The 19,814-nt window shown below is 45.0% G+C and carries 13 protein-coding genes; 6 read left to right on the forward strand and 7 right to left on the reverse strand.

Annotated features, from left to right (window positions below; translation table 11 throughout):
* The first annotated feature begins 4 nt into the window (after nt 1-4).
* Nucleotides 5-3,076: an efflux RND transporter permease subunit gene (locus Q4592_RS07080; protein ID WP_303511528.1), complete on the forward strand. Its 3,072-nt coding sequence runs from the start codon at nt 5-7 to the stop codon at nt 3,074-3,076.
* Between the two features lie 67 nt (nt 3,077-3,143).
* On the opposite strand, the gene Q4592_RS07085 is transcribed toward Q4592_RS07080, so the two are convergent.
* Together Q4592_RS07085 and tcdA are read right to left on the reverse strand one after the other, a co-directional pair.
* On the reverse strand, nt 3,144-4,778 hold the full coding sequence (locus tag Q4592_RS07085) for a methyl-accepting chemotaxis protein (protein WP_303511530.1): 1,635 nt from the start codon (nt 4,776-4,778) through the stop codon (nt 3,144-3,146).
* Between the two features lie 183 nt (nt 4,779-4,961).
* On the reverse strand, nt 4,962-5,735 hold the full coding sequence (tcdA, locus tag Q4592_RS07090) for a tRNA cyclic N6-threonylcarbamoyladenosine(37) synthase TcdA (protein ID WP_303511532.1): 774 nt from the start codon (nt 5,733-5,735) through the stop codon (nt 4,962-4,964).
* Between the two features lie 152 nt (nt 5,736-5,887).
* Here tcdA and Q4592_RS07095 point away from each other — a divergent pair, with 152 nt between their 5' ends.
* On the forward strand, nt 5,888-6,415 hold the full coding sequence (locus tag Q4592_RS07095) for a DUF4136 domain-containing protein (RefSeq protein ID WP_303511534.1): 528 nt from the start codon (nt 5,888-5,890) through the stop codon (nt 6,413-6,415).
* A gap of 46 nt (nt 6,416-6,461) precedes the next feature.
* On the opposite strand, the gene Q4592_RS07100 is transcribed toward Q4592_RS07095, so the two are convergent.
* Nucleotides 6,462-7,868 carry a sensor domain-containing diguanylate cyclase gene (locus Q4592_RS07100; RefSeq protein ID WP_303511861.1) on the reverse strand — a complete coding sequence of 469 codons (1,407 nt, stop codon included), beginning with the start codon at nt 7,866-7,868 and terminating at the stop codon, nt 6,462-6,464.
* A 172-nt stretch (nt 7,869-8,040) separates the two neighbouring features.
* Between Q4592_RS07100 and Q4592_RS07105 the strand changes: the two genes are divergently transcribed.
* Nucleotides 8,041-9,075: an acyltransferase gene (locus tag Q4592_RS07105; protein WP_303511535.1), complete on the forward strand. Its 1,035-nt coding sequence runs from the start codon at nt 8,041-8,043 to the stop codon at nt 9,073-9,075.
* A gap of 41 nt (nt 9,076-9,116) precedes the next feature.
* On the opposite strand, the gene Q4592_RS07110 is transcribed toward Q4592_RS07105, so the two are convergent.
* Nucleotides 9,117-10,406: a hypothetical protein gene (locus tag Q4592_RS07110; RefSeq protein WP_303511537.1), complete on the reverse strand. Its 1,290-nt coding sequence runs from the start codon at nt 10,404-10,406 to the stop codon at nt 9,117-9,119.
* A 154-nt stretch (nt 10,407-10,560) separates the two neighbouring features.
* On the opposite strand from Q4592_RS07110, the gene Q4592_RS07115 reads away from it, so the two are divergent.
* Nucleotides 10,561-11,676, forward strand: a complete 1,116-nt coding sequence (locus Q4592_RS07115) for a DNA alkylation repair protein (protein WP_303511538.1) — start codon at nt 10,561-10,563, stop codon at nt 11,674-11,676.
* A gap of 62 nt (nt 11,677-11,738) precedes the next feature.
* On the opposite strand, the gene fghA is transcribed toward Q4592_RS07115, so the two are convergent.
* Entirely contained in the window at nt 11,739-12,578 is an 840-nt protein-coding gene (gene fghA, locus Q4592_RS07120; RefSeq protein ID WP_303511539.1) for an S-formylglutathione hydrolase, read from the reverse strand.
* Nucleotides 12,579-12,590: 12 nt separating this feature from the next.
* Nucleotides 12,591-13,721 (reverse strand): S-(hydroxymethyl)glutathione dehydrogenase/class III alcohol dehydrogenase, encoded by a 1,131-nt coding sequence (locus Q4592_RS07125; RefSeq protein ID WP_303511540.1) that lies wholly within the window; start codon nt 13,719-13,721, stop codon nt 12,591-12,593.
* 191 nt (nt 13,722-13,912) lie between these two features.
* Between Q4592_RS07125 and Q4592_RS07130 the strand changes: the two genes are divergently transcribed.
* A complete protein-coding gene (locus Q4592_RS07130; RefSeq protein WP_303511542.1) occupies nt 13,913-14,788 on the forward strand; it encodes a LysR substrate-binding domain-containing protein in 876 nt (291 codons plus the stop codon).
* 90 nt (nt 14,789-14,878) lie between these two features.
* Here the strand turns inward: Q4592_RS07130 and Q4592_RS07135 are convergent, their stop codons facing one another.
* Nucleotides 14,879-18,295, reverse strand: coding sequence for a DUF5060 domain-containing protein (locus Q4592_RS07135; RefSeq protein WP_303511544.1), 3,417 nt, complete (start codon nt 18,293-18,295; stop codon nt 14,879-14,881).
* Nucleotides 18,296-18,787: 492 nt separating this feature from the next.
* On the opposite strand from Q4592_RS07135, the gene Q4592_RS07140 reads away from it, so the two are divergent.
* The gene (locus Q4592_RS07140) at nt 18,788-19,741 is read left to right on the forward strand and encodes a choice-of-anchor A family protein (protein WP_303511546.1); all 954 of its coding nucleotides are present in this window, start codon (nt 18,788-18,790) and stop codon (nt 19,739-19,741) included.
* Nucleotides 19,742-19,814 lie beyond the last annotated feature (73 nt).

Here is a 19,814-nt window from a genome sequence, read left to right on the forward strand (position 1 = left end):
GGTCATGAAATTTACCGATGCCTTTATTCGGCGACCCATCTTATCTCTGTCTTTGAGTTTGTTGCTGTTAATTGTTGGTGTTCAATCAATCTTTAAGCTGCAAATTCGCGAGTACCCAGAGCTTACCAATACGGTGATTACCGTTAGTACCGCTTATTACGGAGCTCCCGCAGAGGTGATTCAAGGTTTTATCACCCAGCCTTTGCAGCAGTCGATTGCCGAGGCCGATAACTTAGATTTCTTAGAATCTAACTCGTCGATGGGTAGCAGTACCATTACTGCTTATATGAAAACCGGTGCAGACCCAGATGCCGCCTTGTCTGAGGTGATGGCCAAGGTGAACGCGGTGCGTGCCCGTTTGCCTAGCGAAGCCCTAGACCCGAACATTTCGCGTTCAACCGGTTCTAGCACCTCAATCATGTACATCGCCTTTAGCAGTGATGAACTTAAAGCTCCACAGATTGTAGATTACGTAAACCGTAATGTGCAGCCGCAAATGGTGACCATTACCGGTGTGGCTAAAGCAAACGTTTATGGTCCGCAGCTTTCGATGCGAGTGTGGTTAGATCCGGTTAAATTGGCTAACCATAAATTGACCGCTGCTGAAGTGGTTAGTGCTTTGCAAAACAACAACTTTCGCTCTGCGCCTGGCCAAGCCAAAAGTCGTTTCTTCTTGTATAACGTAGAAGCGGATACCGATTTAAAAACGCGGGCTGAGTTTGAACAGCTAATTGTTGCTCGTAGCGATAACGGTATTGTGCGCTTAAACGACGTCGCTGAAATTGAGCTTGGTTCTGCCCGCGAAACGGTGCGTGCTAAAGCTGATGCCAAAACAGCGGTAGTAGTGGCGATTGATCCAACACCTACGGCAAACCCGCTAACGGTTGCGCAGTTAGTGACTGCGATGTTGCCAGACATTGAAGCGAACTTGCCAGACAGCTTAGGCATGAAGGTGCTCTACGATTCGACCGAATATATTGAATCGTCGATTAATGAAGTACTCACCACCATTGTAGAAGCGACCATTATTGTAGTGGTGGTTATCTTCTTGTTTATGGGTAACTTGCGGGCGGTGCTGATACCGGTGATTGCGATACCGCTGTCATTGGTGGGTGTATGTTTGGCCATGCAAGCTTTAGGGTTCTCGCTTAACTTACTGACGCTGTTAGCCATGGTATTAGCCATTGGACTGGTGGTGGACGACGCTATTGTGGTGGTGGAAAACGTTGACCGGCATATTCGCCAAGGCATGAACCCCTTTGATGCTGCGATTGTTGGAACGCGTGAAATCGCCTTGCCGGTGATCTCGATGACCATTACTTTAGCGGCAGTATACTCACCGATTGCCATGGTGGAAGGTTTAACTGGGGTACTGTTTGCTGAGTTTGCGCTTACCTTAGCGGGCGCGGTAGTGGTATCGGGCTTTGTTGCACTAACTTTGTCGCCGGTAATGTGTTCGGTATTGCTTAAACACAATCCTAACCCTGGCCGTTTTGAAGTAGGTGTTCATAACTTCTTAGACCGCTTAGACAGTGGTTACGACAAAATGGTGGGGGCACTGCTTAATCGTCGCCCTGTAGTGGTGGTATTTGCGATTATTGTTATGGGTTCTTTATACCCATTACTGCAAATTATCCCCACCGAATTAGCACCTGCAGAAGATAAAGGTGCGGCGATGATTATGGCGAACGGCCCTGCCGGCGCAAACATCGATTACATGGATCAATACACCACTGAAGTAGGCCGTAGAGGTTTGGCTTTAGATGATATTGCTGGTTCATTTACTCTGGCCGGGATCCCTAGTGCTACGCAAGGTTTAGGGTTTTTGAATACCACGGTGTGGGATCAACGCACCATGGATCAAGATACCTTGGTTAAAGCCATTCAAGCTGAAACTGCCGACATTGCTGGTGTATCAGTCGCGTCATTCCCGCTGCCGGTTTTACCGGGTGCAAGTGGCGGTTTCCCTGTGCAGTTTGTGCTGCAAGGCACCGGTGATTACCGTACTTTGGTGAGCTTGGCGCAAGAGCTTCAACAAGCGGCCATGCAAAGTGGTTACTTCGTATTTACCGATTTAGATACTAAGTTCCAAACGGCGACCCTCGATATTAAAGTTAACCGCGACAAGGCGGGTGCTTACGGGGTGAAAATGGCCGATATTGCTAGCACCTTGGGGACCTTAATGGGCGATGGTTACATTAACCACATTAACTACGATGGTCGCTCTTATGAGGTGATCCCTCAGGTGAAACGTGAAGATCGCCTAAGCCCTGAGGCTATTGGTCAATTTTACGTGAAAACAGTGGATGGCAGCCCAGTACCATTGGTTAATTTAATTGAATGGGATTTAACTGGTCAGCCAGATTCGCTATTGCAGATGAACCAAACTAATTCGGTCACCTTGAACGGAGCATTAATGCCGGGTCAAACCATGGGTGATGCCTTGAAATTCTTGGAGCAGAAATCAGCGGAGATACTGCCTAAAGGTTATGGCTTCGAGTACAAAGGCGAGTCTCGTCAGTTTGTGCAAGAAGGCTCGGCGCTTTATGCCACTTTTGGTTTAGCCTTAGCGATTATCTTCTTGGTATTGGCTGCGCAGTTTGAAAGCATACGTGATCCACTGGTGATTATGGTGTCGGTGCCACTAGCAATTTGTGGTGCCTTGCTAATGATGGGCTGGGGCTTAGCGTCTCTCAATATCTATACTCAGATTGGTATGATTACCCTAGTGGGTTTGATTACCAAACACGGTATCTTGATGTGTGAAGTGGCTAAAGAGCGCCAGATCCTGAAAGGCGAAGATAAAATTACCGCTATTCGTCATGCGGCACGTATTCGTTTACGAGCGATTTTGATGACCACTATCTCGATGGTTGCTGGCCTTATTCCTCTGTTATTGGCAGTTGGTCCGGGGGCGGCAGCGCGTTTCGATATTGGTATGGTAATTTGTGCAGGTTTGTCGATTGGTACAGTGTTTACGCTGTTTGTATTACCGGTAATTTATTCATACTTAGGTGCTAACCATAAAGCGGTGCCAAGTGTTGAACACTTACAAGGTGAAACCGTCGCCGATTAATCTTGGTGATGAATAAACCATAAAAAAAGCCCAGCTAATTGCTGGGCTTTTTGTTTCTGTCTATTACTTAGTAAACAAAGCGTTTCAGCTGGCTGGTGAAGTCGTCGGCTAACTGGTTGAGTTGGTCACTGATTTGATTCGACTCATCAACTTGTTGCGAGTTTTGCGCGGCTACATCGGCGATGCGCTCAATTAAGCTGGCTATCTCACCGGCGACGGTTGTTTGCTCTTTAGCGGCAGAGGCAATGTGTAGGTTCATCTCATTGATGCTGCCAATTGAAGTAACAATTTCTGAGAGCAGGCTCTCGGCAGTTTCTACCTGCGTGACCACTTCGTCGGTACGGCTTTGACTTTGCTCCATAGCCGTTACTGCGTTATTGGCGCCACCTTGGATTTTTTCAAGAATGTTTTGAATCTCACTGGTGCTTTGCTGCGTTTTTTGCGCCAAAGTTCTTACCTCATCGGCTACCACTGCAAAACCTCGGCCTTGTTCGCCAGCACGAGCGGCTTCAATGGCTGCGTTTAATGCCAGCAAGTTAGTTTGTTCGGCAATGCCCTTAATTACGTCAAGCACGGCTCCAACATTGTTGGAGTCAGCTGCCAAATCTTTTACCACCTGCCCAGCGTGGCTAATATCGGCTACTTGGCTGTTAATGCTGGTAATCACTTCCTTCATGGCTTGAGCGCCGTTGTGCGCCGTAAGGTCAGTATTGTGGGTAGTATCTGCGGTATTGGCAGCAGTTTGCGACACTTCGTCAGCTGAGTGGGACATCTCTTGAATAGCAGTGGCCACTAAGTCTGAGCTTTCTCGCTGTTGGTGGGTGCCTTTGGCAAGGTCTTCAGACATGTTGCTTAACATGCTTGAGGAGTTATGCAGCTGCTCCCCTGACTGGGTTAAATCTGACACCGTTAACAGCAAAAACTGTTGTAGTTTTCGAGTGGCATTGGCCAGTTTACCTAGCTCATCTCCGCGTTCTAGATGAATGGTGACATTGAGCTTTCCGTCGGAGAGTAAATCAATATCGTCCACCAAGGAGTTAATTGGCTTGATACATTCTCGCTCCATGAAGATGAAGCTAATACAAATCACTAATAAGCTACTGATTCCAATAATCATAAACGTTATGGAGCTGACTTGGTGCGCTTGTATTGTGTTTTTTTCAACTAGCTCGGCGGTAACCGCTTTCAGTTTATCGCTTAGTTCGGCCATCGACTTTGAAGGCGCTCTATCCATGCCTTTTACAGCTTTATCGCCCACTTTAAAGTCGAAGCCTGCCGCTTCATATTCAGCTTTGCCTTTAGCGTAAGCTGAGCCCAGTATTTTGTGTGATGCTAGAAAGTCTTTGGCAGTGCGCGCTAATTCCGGGTAGTTGGCTTCTTCAAGTTCACTTACAAGCTTGGTGACTTGCTGCTGAACTTGTTGCTGTTTGTCTTGAAAACGGCCCCAGTATTTTTTGTTTTGCTCGGCATCGTGGCCACGTAGCAGGACGTTTTTCCATTCTTGGATTTGGGTTTTAAATGCAATGTGGGAAAGCAGGGCAACCTCTTCAAGATGAACTTCATTGTGGGTGAGTTTGTCAAAATTGTTGGCGGTTTCTTTTAAATGAAGTGCGGTGTATATGGCCACCGCCATTAATAACACTAGTGATGCGATAAGTACTGATAATATTTTGAAGCGTAGGCTGGATTTATCCCAAGACATCGTAGCTCTCCTTTGCTGATGTTTTAAGCATAGAACAGCATGCTTAAAACACTAGATAAACCTTTTGGCCAATAGTATTTTTCGCGGTTGTTATGCTTAAAATCGATAGTAAGGAGAGCGAATTAAAAACTAATTAATAGTTTCTATTTGTTTGATATTTAATAGGTTTGTTTCAGTAGCTATTTAAGCTGCTAGTTTCTTTAATACCCGAGATACGGCGGCAAAGGCGAAACTTGCAGTAACGTGGGTTACTGCACCAAAACCACCACTACAATCCATGCGCATACTGCCGCCTGAATCAGGTTTTGCCATGCAGGTTTCACCATCACTACTCGGGTAAATAAGTTGCTCGGTAGAGTAGACACAATCTACGCCAAATTTACGCTTAGGGTTTTTGCTAAAATTGTAAAAACGGCGCAGTTCGTTACGTACTTTAGCGGCCAATGGGTCTTGGATGGTTTTGGCTAAATCGCTGATTTGAATTTGAGTGGGGTCTATTTGCCCGCCAGCACCACCTACCGTAACCAGTTTGATCTTGTTGCGTTTACAAAAAGCAATTAAGGCTGATTTGGCTTTTACACTGTCGATGGCATCGATCACGTAATCAAAATCTTTGCAGATGTATTCAGCCAAATTGTCTTTAGTGACAAAATCTTCAATCTCACGACAGTCGCAGTCAGGATTAATTTGCAGAATTCGGTCACGCATTACTTCGGTTTTAGATTGACCGATTGTGCCAGTGGTTGCGTGGATCTGCCGATTAGTATTGGTGGTGCAAATATCATCGAGGTCGATCAGGGTGATTTTACCTATTCCACTTCTGGCTAGTGCTTCTGCCGCCCAAGAACCCACGCCACCTATACCAATGACACATACGTGAGCTTGCTGAAATGTAGCAAGGGCTGTTTGGCCATAAAGGCGGGCAATACCGCCAAAGCGTTGTTCGAATTGAGACATGATAAACCACCAATATTTTAACGGCGGCGATTATAACAAAGCGCTGAGCTGCGGTTAAGCATTAGTCATGTAAATAACGGGTAGGGTAAAATTGACGACTTATGTTAGATTTAATTTAACGAAGTTTGCGCAATTAGCGCTTGGAGTAAAACATGTATCGCTTGTTTATTATTGCTTGTTTATCTTTTACTGCGGCAGCATGCACCATAAAACCTGCTGTTGACTACAACGTAGATCAAGACTTTAGCCAATACAAAGATTTTGCCTTTGCACCGATGCCAGAAGATGCCATAGCCAGCATTGACGGCCAGCGCATTGAACGTGAGCTGGATAGCCAACTTAAAGCTAAAGGCTTGCAGATAGTAGAGCTTGAACAGGCCGATTTGTTAGTGGATTATCGAATAGATACTGCTACTGAGTTGGAATCTTATGGCGGTTCGTTTTCGGTAGGTGTTGGCCGCAAACACGGGGCGATTGGCGTGAGTTCGCCAGATCGTTATAAGGAACGTAAATACGGTAAGTTGGTGGTGGAGTTTTTAGATCCTGAAACCAAAGCCTTGGTATGGCGCTCTATTTCACAAAGCCAATTACGTGAAACCATGGGCCCAGAAAGCCGTGCTAAGTTCATTAATGAGCAAGTAGCCTTAATGTTAGAAAACTACCCGCCTAAAGCTAAATAATGAGTATTGCCCGCTGCATATTGATGCAGCGGGTCTAAGTGCTTAGCTATTCTGCAATAACACTTCTATTTCTGCCATTTTGCTTGGCTTGGTACATCGCCTTGTCGGCACGGTCTATCAATAAACTTGCCAGCACTTCATGGGTTTTAATCTGCGCAATACCACAGCTAATGGTCATGGTGATGAGATGGCCGTTAATGTTTAGTTCGTTGTGATTAACCGCTAGGCGGATCTTCTCTGCTACCTCTAAAGCAGCTAAGGCATCACAGTTTGGGAGCAATACAATAAATTCTTCACCGCCCCAGCGGCAGATTACATCGGATTGACGAATATGCTTTTGGGTTAATTCGGACATTTGTTTTAGTGCAATATCGCCAACATTATGGCCGTAGTTATCATTCACTGTTTTAAAGTGGTCAATATCGAAAATGATAATCGAACAGGGGCTATTGGCCCGGTGTTGAATATCAATCACTTGCTCCAAATGTCCTTCAAAGCTTTGTCGATTAGACATTCCAGTGAGTTTATCGGTAGAGGCCAGCGTTTCTAAATGGCGCTGGTATCGGCCCACAGTGAAGTTAGCGACAATTAAACTACACAGGGTGACCACTAGGCTAATAAACAGATTAATCCAAAGAGTTTGCCGCAACTGAGCAGTAGCAGGTAGGTCTTGCTGCTCAACAATAAGGTACCAATTAAACTCAGGAATGTAGCGCGCATTGAGATAAATCTGCGAACCGTTTTCGCTAAAGCTGTATCGGCCTTCTGTGGCACTTAATATCAAGGTAGCTTGCTCGGCTAAGCCTGCGCGCTGTTTTATATTACGAGGCCCAGTAAAGCCAGAATCGCTCAAGGTGAGGTTGCCTAAGGGGTCAATAAAATAAACACTACGCTGGTAGTTTTTTTGATAGTGGCCAATCAGTTTCTTCACCGTGTCTACGCTTAGCCCAACACCGGTAACACCAATCAGCTTTTCATTAAAATCATAGACTTTGTAGTTTACAAACACGGTAGTACGGCTTGTATCGGCAGTGTCGTAATCTATGTTTATTTCATAGTCTTGCGAGGGAGGAAGCTGGCTAACGCGGTAAAACCAAGCGTCATCAGGGTCATCAATGGACAGGCTTTTTATCACCCCATCAGGGTGGTAATAGCGGCTACTACTGGCCGATACAAAGAAGCTAGTCACAGTTTGATAGCGTTGTTGAATAGTACTTAAGTAACGAATAATTGGCGCAGCATCCGGATCGGCTTCTAAGGCCCAGTCTCGTAAAAATGTATCTTGAGCCATTAGTGATGAAATAAAAATTGGTCGCAACAAATCTTGTTGAATTTCGGAGTAAACCGTATCACTGGTAAGGGGTAAATGGGTGGTTTCGATTTGCTCTTTTAAAGAGTTATACGCCACTTGATAACTAAGCCAAGAAGTAAAGCAAAATGCGCATAGCAACATAAGTGGTAACAGCAGTAATAACTTACGTTTGTCCTTCCATGAACGGTTAATAGGCACTTGCTCTCCTTGCATTATGGCCTTTATTCAATGTTTTAGTGTAAGGTTAACGTTAGTCTTAGGCAACTCGCTTAGGCTGGCTCTAACCATTAATAATAAAAAGGTTAATGTTTTTATGGCTAACGACCAAGCTGTTCGTCCGTCCTTGTTTTACATTGAATGTTTACGCTTTATTGCTGCTATTGCCGTGGTGGGAATTCATGTGCTCGGCCCTTATCGAGACATGGTCCCAGACTTAGCGTGGCACGAATGGCTGCCAGCTATTTCCCTCAACGCAATTAGCCGATGGGCGGTACCTATTTTTATTATGATTAGTGGTGCTTTGTTAATGTCGGATCGGCGGCCCTTTAATGTTGCTCACTATTTGCCGCGTCGTTTAGCCAAAGTGTTACTCCCCTTTTTAGCCTGGACAGTGATTTACGCCTTTGTTGGTGGTTACCAAGAAAGTGCTTGGTCTTGGGAGGCAACGGCAACGCTATTAGAAAATGCGCCGAATGAACATACTTGGTATCACCTCTGGTTTTTCTACGATTTTATCCCTCTGTATTTTGTGATTCCGCTCCTCGCTCCTTTGCTATATAAAATGGATAAGCAACGGATTCTGCTGTTGCTAGCCGCTTGGTTATTGCTGACCTTAATGCACTGGCTAAAAGTAGAAACGCCGCTTCGTCAAAATATCATTTTGTACACCGGTTACCTGATTATGGGTTGGTACCTATTTAACAACGACCAACAAGCCCATTTGAAGTTTTGGCTTGCCACTGGCGCGGCAACTCTAGCGTTTAACGTATTCGGTAGCGCCTTTTTCATTTGGCAGCAAGGTGAATACAGCAGTGTATTTATGGGTTACAAAAGCTTGAATACAGCGGTAATTGCTATGAGTTTGTTTGTATTGATTAAAGCCTATGCCGAAAGAGTGCCCGACGGTTTTAGGCCGTTGATTAAAACCATTTCAAAATACAGTTTCGGTATCTATTTAGTCCATCCACTTTTTCTGATTCCAGTGCGAAATCCAGATTATGGGATTTACCAATGGTTCGGCCACTCAAGCATTGCCTTGTTGGTAATTACTGTGGTGGCTTTATCTTTAGCGTTTGTCGTTAGCTGGTTGCTAACGCGTTCATCGTTAACCCGCTGGTTAGTGCCTTAAAGTGCTAATCGCCTATTTAAGTAGGCGATTAGCTAAAGGTATTAACGCTTTAAGTCAAAAGAATCATAAGAAAAACGGTTGCTTGTGGTATTGATTGAGCGAGATTCTACTTGCGGCTGTAAAGCTATCCATTGATCAATTAGCTCATGGTATTCACTTTCAAAATCTGAGTAAGTTAAAGCACTTCCATCAGGGCGCTTGGCGTAAGCATTAAATGCTTCTCTAAAGTCGGGGTTGGGTTGATTGAGAACATCATAGTTATATTCAGAATTTTGTTTATGGGTAACCACGTGGTACACGCCATTGTCAGCAATGTACTTAAGCACATTAATTATAAATCCCGGAGATGTGGCTTCTAAGTAACCTACTGCGATACCGTAGTGGCTATAAGCGATTGAGCCTAAAGTGCTTTCCCACTTATCGTCTAAAGGATAGCGATTGTTATGCGTGGTGGGATCGGGTATGTGCCCCATTGCGTGCTCGGCACTGCCTTCTAAAAACCAGCGATCTACTTGGCTTAAGTAAGTCACATATTGGTGCTGCACGGTATGCATCAGCTCATGCGTAACAATATAAGCCGAAGTCGGTCTGTCATCATCAGTTCTGGCTGTATAGCCAACCAGGTTACCAGTGGCCCAATAATTCGTGTTATTGAATCCGTTATTTAGGCACACAATAGGTTTTTCAGGGAGAGACTGCCCAAAGGAATCCGATAACGAGCTTGGATCTAGTTGCTCTTTTATCATTGTTATCAAATTAGCCATTTGAGATTTGTCTAAATGACGGATCTTCTGGTAAAGGTATTTTTTCTGCAAAGTCTCGTCAATAAGATCGTCGTAGTCTGTTGTTAGCTCTTCCCCGGTGATTTGTAGATATAACTGTTTTCCTTCAAAAGTACTGGCATGCTCTTGGAAAAATGTAGTCGCAACAAGATATGTTTCCAAGCTAAACGGATAGCGTTGTTGTAGCGCCAGTAAATCTGTTCCCATTCGTTGTTGTAAATCTGTTAATCCAAATTCAGTCCAGCTGGCGAAGCGCTCAAATAGTTCAGTAGAAGTATTACTTCCCCCAAAAACCATTACCTTATCAGTTTCATAATAACGATCGTAATTTCTACATATTTTGCTGTCATACATACTTAGGGTATTCGTTGGATAGACAAAGCCGCTAGCTGCTTTTGATTTCATCACTCCGTTTACAGTAGGTAGTTCTGGCGCGGGTTCACTAGTTTGTGAATTGTTAGAGCTTGCTGAGCCTCCCCCCCCACAAGCGACGAGGGTTAGTGATAAACACACTGGGATGAGTAAGTTGGACGGGCGCAATAATTCCATTTATAGCCTCTTGATTGAGCAGTTGTGTATACTGAGATGATTAATTACTTTTTATTCAATATATTGGTTTCTATCGTTTGTTAATAGCTACACATCATTTAATTGTGATTAATGTCAATAGAGTGGTGGCAGTAGCGATTACTGAGGAAGTTTGATGGAACAAATGCTCATGAAAAATGGCTTAGCTGAGCCTGCATTACAGCGTATTTCAAAAGGGATAACCGCAGTTTATCCTCAGTTTGATCGTGAGCGCTTTTTGTCTTTGGCGCTAGATGGTCTTGAAGCCTTAGAGCTAAAGCAGCGGGTGACTCAAATTATTGAGGTATTACTGCAAACCTTACCGGCTGACTTTAGTGAGACAGCAAAGATATTGTCTGAACTGCCAAAGCATTGGGATCGCGGTGACCCGGATGACAGTTTGCGTGGTTTTGCTGTTTGGCCTGTGACTGATTATGTTGCCGTTGCAGGGATAAATGATCCTCAACGCGCCTTGCCTGTATTAGCCCTATTAACTCCTTTGTTTAGTGCTGAGTTTGCCATTCGTCCGTTTATTGAAAAGTATCCTGAGTTAACGTGGTCGCGGTTGCATGATTGGTGTGAAGATGAAGATGAGCACATCAGGCGTTTAGCCAGCGAAGGGTGCCGCCCGCGGCTGCCTTGGGGGGCGCAGTTAAAAGGGTTGATTGGCGATCCCACTCCTATTCTTGCTTTGCTGGATAAGCTTAAAGCAGATGACAGTTTATACGTGCGGCGCTCGGTGGCGAATAACTTAAATGACATCAGCAAAGATCACCCCGAGCAGGTGTTAGCACTTTGCCAACGTTGGCAAAGCAAGGCCAGTGAAGAAGTGGAATGGGTAATAAAACATGCTACTCGTAGCTTGGTGAAACAAGGACACCCTTTAAGTTTCCCTCTGTTGGGTTACACCGCTAAGCCACAGATTGAGTTGGAAGAATTTGCGTTACTTAAGCCACAAGTAAAAATGGGGGATTCACTCACTTTTGCCTTGGCGATTCGGGCTAAGCAAGCCAAGCAAAAGTTTGTGTTAGATTTTGCCGTGCATTTTGTTAAAGCAAATGGGAAAACCGCCGCCAAGGTATTTAAGTTGAAGAACCTTAGCTTAAACAAAGATGAAATGTTTGCGATTGAAAAACAACACTCGTTTAAAGCGATCTCTACCCGCAAATATTATCCCGGTGAACACTTTGTAGCCTTGCACATCAATGGCCAAGAGATTGCGCGTTTGGGCTTTGAATTAACGCAGGACTAAAACCGCAACAAATAAAAAAGCCAAGCATAGCTTGGCTTTTTTGGCGCTATTTCAAGTGCTCGTTATAGTAAGTGTTGAGCGTGAAAGGCTAAGTGTGACTCAATAAAACTCGCAATGAAGAAGTAGCTATGGTCATAACCCGCATGCATGTTTACCTTCAGCGGGTACTTGCTTTGCTTCGCGGCGGCGATTAAGGCCTCAGGTTTTAGTTGCTCAAGCAAAAACTGATCTGCTTCTCCTTGGTCAATTAAGGCGGGTACATACTGGCTAGCCTTACGCATTAGCAAACTGGCGTCGTATTGTTCCCAATGTTGTCGGTCTTGACCCAAATATGCCTTAAAAGCTTTTTGTCCCCAAGGTACTGCGCTGGGATTACAAATGGGGCTAAAGGCTGATACCGAGCTATAGCGTTGCGGGTTACGCAAAGCGATTGTTAAAGCGCCATGTCCCCCCATTGAGTGGCCTGAAATCGCCCTTTTGTTGCTCACCGGAAAGCGAGACTCAATCAGTGCTGGTAACTCCTTCACAATGTAGTCGTACATTTGATAGTGCGAACTCCACGGCGCTTGGTTAGCGTTGAGGTAAAAACCGGCCCCTTGGCCCAAGTCGTAGCCGCTATCATCGGCCACATCATTGCCTCGTGGGCTAGTATCGGGCGCCACAATGGCAATGCCTAACTCAGCGGCTAGACGTTGTGCGCCGGCTTTTTGCATAAAGTTTTCATCGCTACAAGTGAGCCCAGACAACCAATACAGCACTGGGACAGGCTGATTAGCGCTGGCTTGTGGCGGCAAATAAATAGCAAATGTAGCCACGCCATTTAAACTGCTAGCATGGTGGCTGTAGCGTTTGTGCCAGCCGCCAAAGCTTTTGTTTTCACTGATAAGTTCAATGTCTTGCATGCCGTTCTACTCCTATTTGTCGAAGTGAATAACGGTGCGAATGCTCTTACCTTGATGCATTAAGTCAAATGCTTCATTTACTTTGTCTAAGGCCATGGTGTGGGTAATAAAGTCATCAAGCTTAAACTCGCCAGCCATGTAGCGCTCTACGTATTCAGGAAGCTCTGAACGGCCTTTTACGCCGCCAAATGCTGAGCCTTTCCATACTCGCCCGGTGACCAACTGAAAAGGTCGTGTTGATATTTCTTGACCAGCACCGGCTACGCCAATAATCACCGACTCGCCCCAACCTTTATGGCAGCATTCTAGCGCACTACGCATTAAGTGAACGTTGCCCACGCACTCAAATGAGAAGTCCACACCACCGTCAGTCATCTCAACAATCACTTCTTGAATTGGCTTGTCGAAGTTTTTAGGGTTTACGCAATCAGTTGCACCTAGCTTGCGGGCTAAGTCAAACTTGGACTCGTTAATGTCGATGGCAATAATGCGACCCGCTTTGGCCATTTGAGCGCCAATAATGGCTGATAAACCAATGCCGCCTAAGCCAAATACCGCCACGGTATCACCGGGTTGCACGTTGGCAGTGTTGGTTACCGCGCCCATGCCCGTCGTTACCCCACAGCCTAACAAGCACACTTCTTCTAATGGGGCTTCTTGGTTAATTTTAGCCAGTGAAATCTCAGGCAGTACTGTGTATTCACTAAAGGTTGAGCAACCCATGTAGTGATAAATTGGCTCGCCATTGATAGAAAAACGCGTAGTGCCGTCGGGCATTAAACCCTTGCCTTGGGTTTCACGAATTTTTTGGCACAGGTTAGTTTTACCTGATTGGCAAAATTTACACTCGCCGCACTCTGGGGTGTATAGCGGAATAACGTGATCACCCACTTTTACACTGGTGACACCTTCGCCAATGGATTCTACAATGCCGCCGCCTTCGTGGCCTAAAATGGCCGGGAAGATCCCTTCAGGATCATCGCCCGATAGCGTAAATGCGTCGGTGTGGCATACGCCAGAGGCGATGATTTTTACGCGAACTTCGCCTGCTTTAGGTGGCGCAACATCCACAATTTCCATTTTTAATGGTTGGCCTGCAGCCCATGCTACAGCCGCTTTTGATTGAATGGTTTGGGCAGTCATTGCTCTTCCTCATTGGTGTTAGTGATCGCCAGGTTGGGCGTATCTAATGCGAACATTATATTTATTTCTGGTTTGGTGATAATCTGGTTTTTTGTTAATTCACTTTTACTGTGTGGTAATAATCATTGATTGAAGTCCTGTGACTTGCTCAAGCGTATTTCCAGCAGTGTTATTTGCTTAGGTGGGTCACTATGTTCCAGTGGGACGGTATTAACGAATTTGTGGCAGTGGTTGAAACGCAGAGCTTTACAGTGGCGGCTCAGCGCTTAGGTATTTCCACAGCCCAAGTTAGTCGACAAATTTCTCAGCTGGAAACTCGCTTGGCCATTAAGCTCTTTTATCGCACCACTCGACGGGTCTCGGTGACCGATAGTGGTCAATTATTCTACCAACAGTGTAGGCCATTGATTGAGGGCTTGCAGGATGCTGAACGAAGTTTAAGCCAGTTACAAAACGTGCCTCGTGGCAGCTTTAGCATGACAGCACCAGTGACCTTTGGTGAGCAGCATATCGCGCCAGCAGTGAATGACTTTTGCCTGCAATATCCTGAGTTACAAGTATCGCTACAGCTAACTAATCAAAAAATTGATTTAGTTGATGAAGCTATTGATTTGGCGATACGGCTGGGTGATTTACCTGATTCAAGCATGATGGCCAAACGATTAGGCGAACGCAGCTTACATGTGTGTGCATCGCCCGCATACTTGGCGCAATATGGTGCGCCCTATAGTGTTAATGAACTTACCAAGCATAATTGTCTTCAGGGAAGTGCCGAGTATTGGCGGTTTGCTGAGCAGGGTAAAAGTACTACCTTAAAAGTGAGAGGCCGTTTGCGCTGTAATAGTGGGAACGCCTTGGTAGACGCTAGCTTGAAAGGGCTGGGCATTGTGCAGTTACCCGATAGTTACGTGAAAGAGCATTTGCAATCGGGGGCATTGGTAGAGTTATTGCTGCCTTATCAAAAAGACCCTGAGGGTATTTGGGCGCTCTATCCTCATAATCGTTATTTATCTAATAAAGCCAGTTTAATGCTGTCTCACCTGCAGGCGTATTTCGCGGAAGTATAAATGATTGATTAACTTGCTTGTGCAGTAGAAGTTTACCGGTGAGTAGTATATTAAAAGTGGGCTAAGTAAGCTTAGCCCACTGAGTGTGGTTTATTGCGCGCTTAGTTCTAGTGAGCGCCAGCGACCACGTGCGTAGTCTGCTTGTCCGTTACTCGAAATCACTTCGCCATTAGAGGTGGAGTTAAATTCAATTTGAATCACATCACCTTGAGTTAACGAAATATCGCTCCAAGTATGTTTACTGGTTTGGTAGTTGTTTGCCGATTTAGGGTTAGTGTATTCACCCACTTGTTGGCCATTGACCACTAAACGATAGTTACTCTCTCCGTCATTTTCAGTAAGCGTTGTGATAGTGATGCTATAGTCTGCGTTATCACCATTAAAGGTGTAGCGCGCTGCAGCGTACTTATCTTTGTAACTCCCTGCATTTACCGCCAAAGCATTGCGGGCAATGTCTTTATAAGCAGGTACAAAACCATTTACTGTTGAGATATCAAAGCTATTTATATCTAAGACAATCTTACTCGCGGGAGGTTGGCTAGGATTATCGCCACCTTGGCCATTCTCACCTAGCTCACGATTGGTGATCAGAGCGACCCAATCTTGATTGGTTTCGCTAGGTGGATTGCCAATATTAAGCGTAGTACCGCCGCTTAGGCTTAAACCTTTGCTGAGTGATCCACTGCGTGGGTTGTACCAGTACACTTGATAAAGGTTGTTATTGGCTAAGGTAATGTTAGTGCTGCCACCTTTGCGCAAGTTAATGATGTAGTTGTTTTGCTTATCAGATAACACCCAATCGTTATTGCTTGAAGTGGCTGAATTATCTACCTCAAGATTTTGTAGGTTTAAACCTAACTGCGCTTGCAAGACCTCTTTGAAGAAGTAGTGAACGTGACCCGTTTGTTGCCATAACTGATCAAATTCGCGTAAATCTTCTACCGCCAAGTCGTAAGCATGGCCACCGTCATTTTTTAAGTACCAAGAGAAACCAGCACCGCCCGACATAACACTGGCCCACATCCAATAAACCCGCTGGCGTGCATTAACACCTTGGTAAGGTTTAGGCGCATCACCACCAGACGCTTCGGTATAAGTGACATACCATTGTTTACCCGCTGCAGCCGATTTGTTTAACCAGCTAATGGTTTCCCCATAAACTGAGTTACGTGTTGCCGTTGCGCTAGCGTTTTCTGGAATACCGCCATACTGAATCGTGGGGCCATTAAATGTAGGGTGCCCTAACATGTCGTCGTAACGATCGTGTTGGCCAGGGTAGGTGTGTAAGGTAATACCGTGATCATAGGGGTCGAGTTGACGAATATAATCAGAGTAGGCTTTTAAGGCTGCTGTAGACGTTGCATCTTGCTCTTCACCTAAGTTCCACTGCACTGCGGGGTGGTGGGCAAAGCGTGAGATTAATTCTCGGTAATACAGCTTACGCTCTAAACCTAAACTGGCATTGTTAAGCAATGTTTCGTTTTCGGTTTCTTGAGTCATCATATGCAGCATAATGCCTTGCTGGGTCATATGTGAAAAGGCGCGTTCCCACTGGTCCAATTTACTCACATCAAAGGTGCGTTTGTTATTGCCATTTTCTTGATAAATCAACCAAGGGTGGGCATCACAGCCATCACCTTTTACGGTGTTCAGCATAATGTAAGCGCTATTTACCTGATGCGAACCTAGGTAGTTGATTAAGCCAATTAAGCCTTTGCCTTTTTGTTGAGCGCCAGACCAGTTTGGATCACCGACTTGCCAATCACTTTCGTGCTCAGCAAACTGGTGCAAAATGCCTTTACACGAGCCGCCGCTGCCTTTTACTGTGTTATCAAAGTCAGCGTAACCAAAGATGTTCTCTGGGCTACCCATTCCTGCTTCAATAAATACATTGCCGCTGCCGGCAAAGCGCTGATAACGTTCGCCATCTATATGCTGCAATAAACCTTGGCTACGTAAATCTTGGCTATCGGCAGTAGAGGCAGTAACCGTAAAGGTTCCCTTATTTCCATCGAAACCGGCGATTGCTTGGCCTGAGTTCGCTTGGCTATCTACCGCAATGTTAGTGCCTTTACGGAAAGATACTTGGTAATCCCAGTCTCCCGTGTTTGGTGGCATAAAATAGGCGCGCCATACATCACCTTGGCCAGCGCTGCTGTCGGCAGCGTCGCCTGAGGCAGCAAAGTGACCCGGTACTACAACACGCTGATTGCCTTGGCTGAAGGTGACATTAAAACGATGGTTAGCGAAGGTGGCTGTATCACTTTCATCAGCAAAGTAACCTTTACAGTTAAGCTCCACTCGATGCCATTGTTGATTTTCGCCCACTATTTCACAGGTTTTTGCTGTCGCTGTGGCAAGGGTTTCTGGCAGATTCAGATTTTGTGCTTCAGCAGTTCCCACCGAGGTATGGCGGAATACAAAGCGATCTACTTTAAAAAACTTAGAGCGGCCAGAAAGGGTAAAGGTATATGTTTCGCCAGCGTTTAAATGATAAATAGCGTTGTGCTTAGCATGGTTTTTATCTAAACGTTTACCAGAAGCCCACACGAATTTTTTATCTGCTCCACCATAGAATTTAGTATCAGAGCTTAAAATGGCTTTAGTGGCATTACCATCGCCATCAATGGCTTGATAGTTGCCATCTAATCGCACATAACCGTCGTTTGCTACATCACTGCGATTATCAATGGTTTCTCTCGCAACGTACATATGTAAGTGATAAGTACCCGTTTGCGCAGCGGTAAAGCTGTACTCCAAGGGAGAGTTAACCGGACCAGATATATAGCTGTTGCCGTTAAACTCTAAGTATCCGTTGCTGGTATAGCCGCTGACATCAGATTTACGCTGCCATTCGCCTAAGTCAGATAAGGTATTCTCAGCTTCAATAATAATTAAGCCATTCAGCTCTTGATATTGGGTAGTGACCTCTGGCGCGTTATTGTCACCGCCGTTGTCACCGCCGTTGTCGCCGCCATTGTCACCGCCGTTGTCGCCGCCATTGTCACCGCCATTGTCACCGCCATTGTCACCGCCATTGTCACCGCCGTCATTTATATCTCGGCATGCTTCGGTTCCACACTGACAATAACTTTGCTCACTGCGTGAATTTACGCAGTCATTAGCAGTACTTCCGTGGATGATTTTACATTGAGCGGTCGTGTCACACTCGTCTCCGTAGTCCGGTTCTGGTTCCGGTAGCACAGGGCTTTGTATGTCGGCACATACGCCGTCTTCACACATGCAATAGCTTTGCGAGCTGCGGGAGTTAACGCAATCGTAAGCGCTGTTGCCATAAATACTTTTACATTCAGAGGTTAAGTTACATTCATCGCTAGTTACTGCTGCCACTTGGAACGTAGCCGGTTGCGCGCTGAAACTATTAAGTAAGCGGTTTAAATCAATGCTGTCGTTGCTGGTATTCGCATTGGCAAAGAAGGAAAAAGCTAAACAAAGCAGGCTTATAAAACCTCTCGCTTTTCCTAATCGATGTTGATGTTGTTTCACTGTGTTTTTCCTTGTGTTTGTTTGTTCAACAAAGTGCAAAGAAGGCTTATCTTTTTCAGTGATAAGCCAGTCGTCTGGTCTGTAACGTTTGTACTTAGCGTTGAGTATTAAAATTGACTATTCATTATGATTTTTTTGTCAGCAAGGATTTGAGCAATTTATCACTAAGCTGTCCAGTAGTAATTTACTGTTTTTATTGATTTTTTAATGTAGTTTTTAATTTGATAATACTTAAGGGAAGTGTTTTTGGTGTTCACTAGTTTAGAGTCTTATATTTGTCGACTTTTTTTACAAAATATATTATTTCTATGTGTTCATAATAATGTACTAACTTTTAACTGTATGATAAATAAAGGCTATTACTTAGTGGTCTGATTTGTGCTTAGTGATGTGTATTGTTTGATTCACCACCGAAATGGTCGGTGAGTGACAAGTGACAGATTAGCGCGAACCCTGCGCGCCGTGTTAGTAAGATTAGGAATTAAGAAATACATGTTTAGCAGTAAAAAACATCTCATTGTAGTAGCGTCAATGCTAATGTCAGGCTTCGTTCAGGCTACCCCTCTTAGCGATTTCAACCTCATTTTAACTGGCGATTACAATTACCAAGGCGGTGAAGTAGAAGGACGCACCTTATTAGGCGGTAATCTAAATGCGGCCGGGCATTCTCCTACTTTTGCTACGCGCGAAACAACAGTACCTAATAAAGACACCGTTACTATTGTTGGCGATGTAAATGCCGGTAACATTAACCTTAATGCGGGCAGCTTAAGCTATGGTGGCAGCTACAATTTAGCGTGGAATGTTAACCTTAACGGCGGTGGTTCTAGTGTACAAAGTGTGACTGCTGGCAATCAAATTGACATGCAAGCAGCCTTTGATGATGTTGAAACAGAGTTACGTAACGATTCAGCTTATTTCGCTAGCTTGAGCAGTAATGCAGTGTTAAACGGCAGCCAGCTATTATATAGCGGTGCAGATAGCGTGGCTGTATTCGACCTCGATTTTAGTCAAGTATTTGCTCAGAACAGCTCCTTGTCTTTGGATGCTGGCACTGCGGAAACAGTGGTGATTAACGTATCTGGCAGTGATGTAACTGTAGGTGGCGGGGTAAACCTTACTAACGGTTTTGGCGTTCAAGCGGGCGGCATAAACATTGGTGCGGCCAATATTCTTTGGAACTTTTACGAAGCAGATTCCATTGATTTTAATAACTTAGCCACTGTTGGTTCGGTACTCGCTTTAGATGCCGACATCACCGGCGGAGCAGTATTTGACGGTAGTGTAGCGGCTAAGAGTTATACCGGTGCTCGCGAATTTCACAGCTTTGGTTTTGACTGGACAACTCCTCAAGTACCTGCAGTGGTAAGTGAAGGTTCAACCACCATGCTATTTGCCTTTGGCTTGGTATTTTTAGCGCTGTCGCGTCGTAAAACCCGTATATAAAAAGCACACTAACTGTTTTAAAAGCCTCGAGTTTATGCTCGAGGCTTTTTTGTTTCCGGCTTTTATTAGCGTA

The organism is Agarivorans sp. 1_MG-2023 (genome assembly GCF_030548385.1).
GTDB lineage: Bacteria > Pseudomonadota > Gammaproteobacteria > Enterobacterales > Celerinatantimonadaceae > Agarivorans.

Excerpts from the sequence above, each read along its gene's own strand:
- fghA (WP_303511539.1), bottom strand. The coding sequence starts at position 12,578 with ATGCAAGACATTGAACTTATCAGTGAAAACAAAAGCTTTGGCGGCTGG.
- Q4592_RS07085 (WP_303511530.1), bottom strand. The coding sequence starts at position 4,778 with ATGTCTTGGGATAAATCCAGCCTACGCTTCAAAATATTATCAGTACTT.
- Q4592_RS07140 (WP_303511546.1), top strand. The coding sequence starts at position 18,788 with ATGTTTAGCAGTAAAAAACATCTCATTGTAGTAGCGTCAATGCTAATG.
- Q4592_RS07100 (WP_303511861.1), bottom strand. The coding sequence starts at position 7,868 with ATGTTGCTATGCGCATTTTGCTTTACTTCTTGGCTTAGTTATCAAGTG.
- Q4592_RS07095 (WP_303511534.1), top strand. The coding sequence starts at position 5,888 with ATGTATCGCTTGTTTATTATTGCTTGTTTATCTTTTACTGCGGCAGCA.
- Q4592_RS07125 (WP_303511540.1), bottom strand. The coding sequence starts at position 13,721 with ATGACTGCCCAAACCATTCAATCAAAAGCGGCTGTAGCATGGGCTGCA.
- tcdA (WP_303511532.1), bottom strand. The coding sequence starts at position 5,735 with ATGTCTCAATTCGAACAACGCTTTGGCGGTATTGCCCGCCTTTATGGC.
- Q4592_RS07080 (WP_303511528.1), top strand. The coding sequence starts at position 5 with ATGAAATTTACCGATGCCTTTATTCGGCGACCCATCTTATCTCTGTCT.
- Q4592_RS07105 (WP_303511535.1), top strand. The coding sequence starts at position 8,041 with ATGGCTAACGACCAAGCTGTTCGTCCGTCCTTGTTTTACATTGAATGT.
- Q4592_RS07110 (WP_303511537.1), bottom strand. The coding sequence starts at position 10,406 with ATGGAATTATTGCGCCCGTCCAACTTACTCATCCCAGTGTGTTTATCA.
- Q4592_RS07115 (WP_303511538.1), top strand. The coding sequence starts at position 10,561 with ATGGAACAAATGCTCATGAAAAATGGCTTAGCTGAGCCTGCATTACAG.
- Q4592_RS07130 (WP_303511542.1), top strand. The coding sequence starts at position 13,913 with ATGTTCCAGTGGGACGGTATTAACGAATTTGTGGCAGTGGTTGAAACG.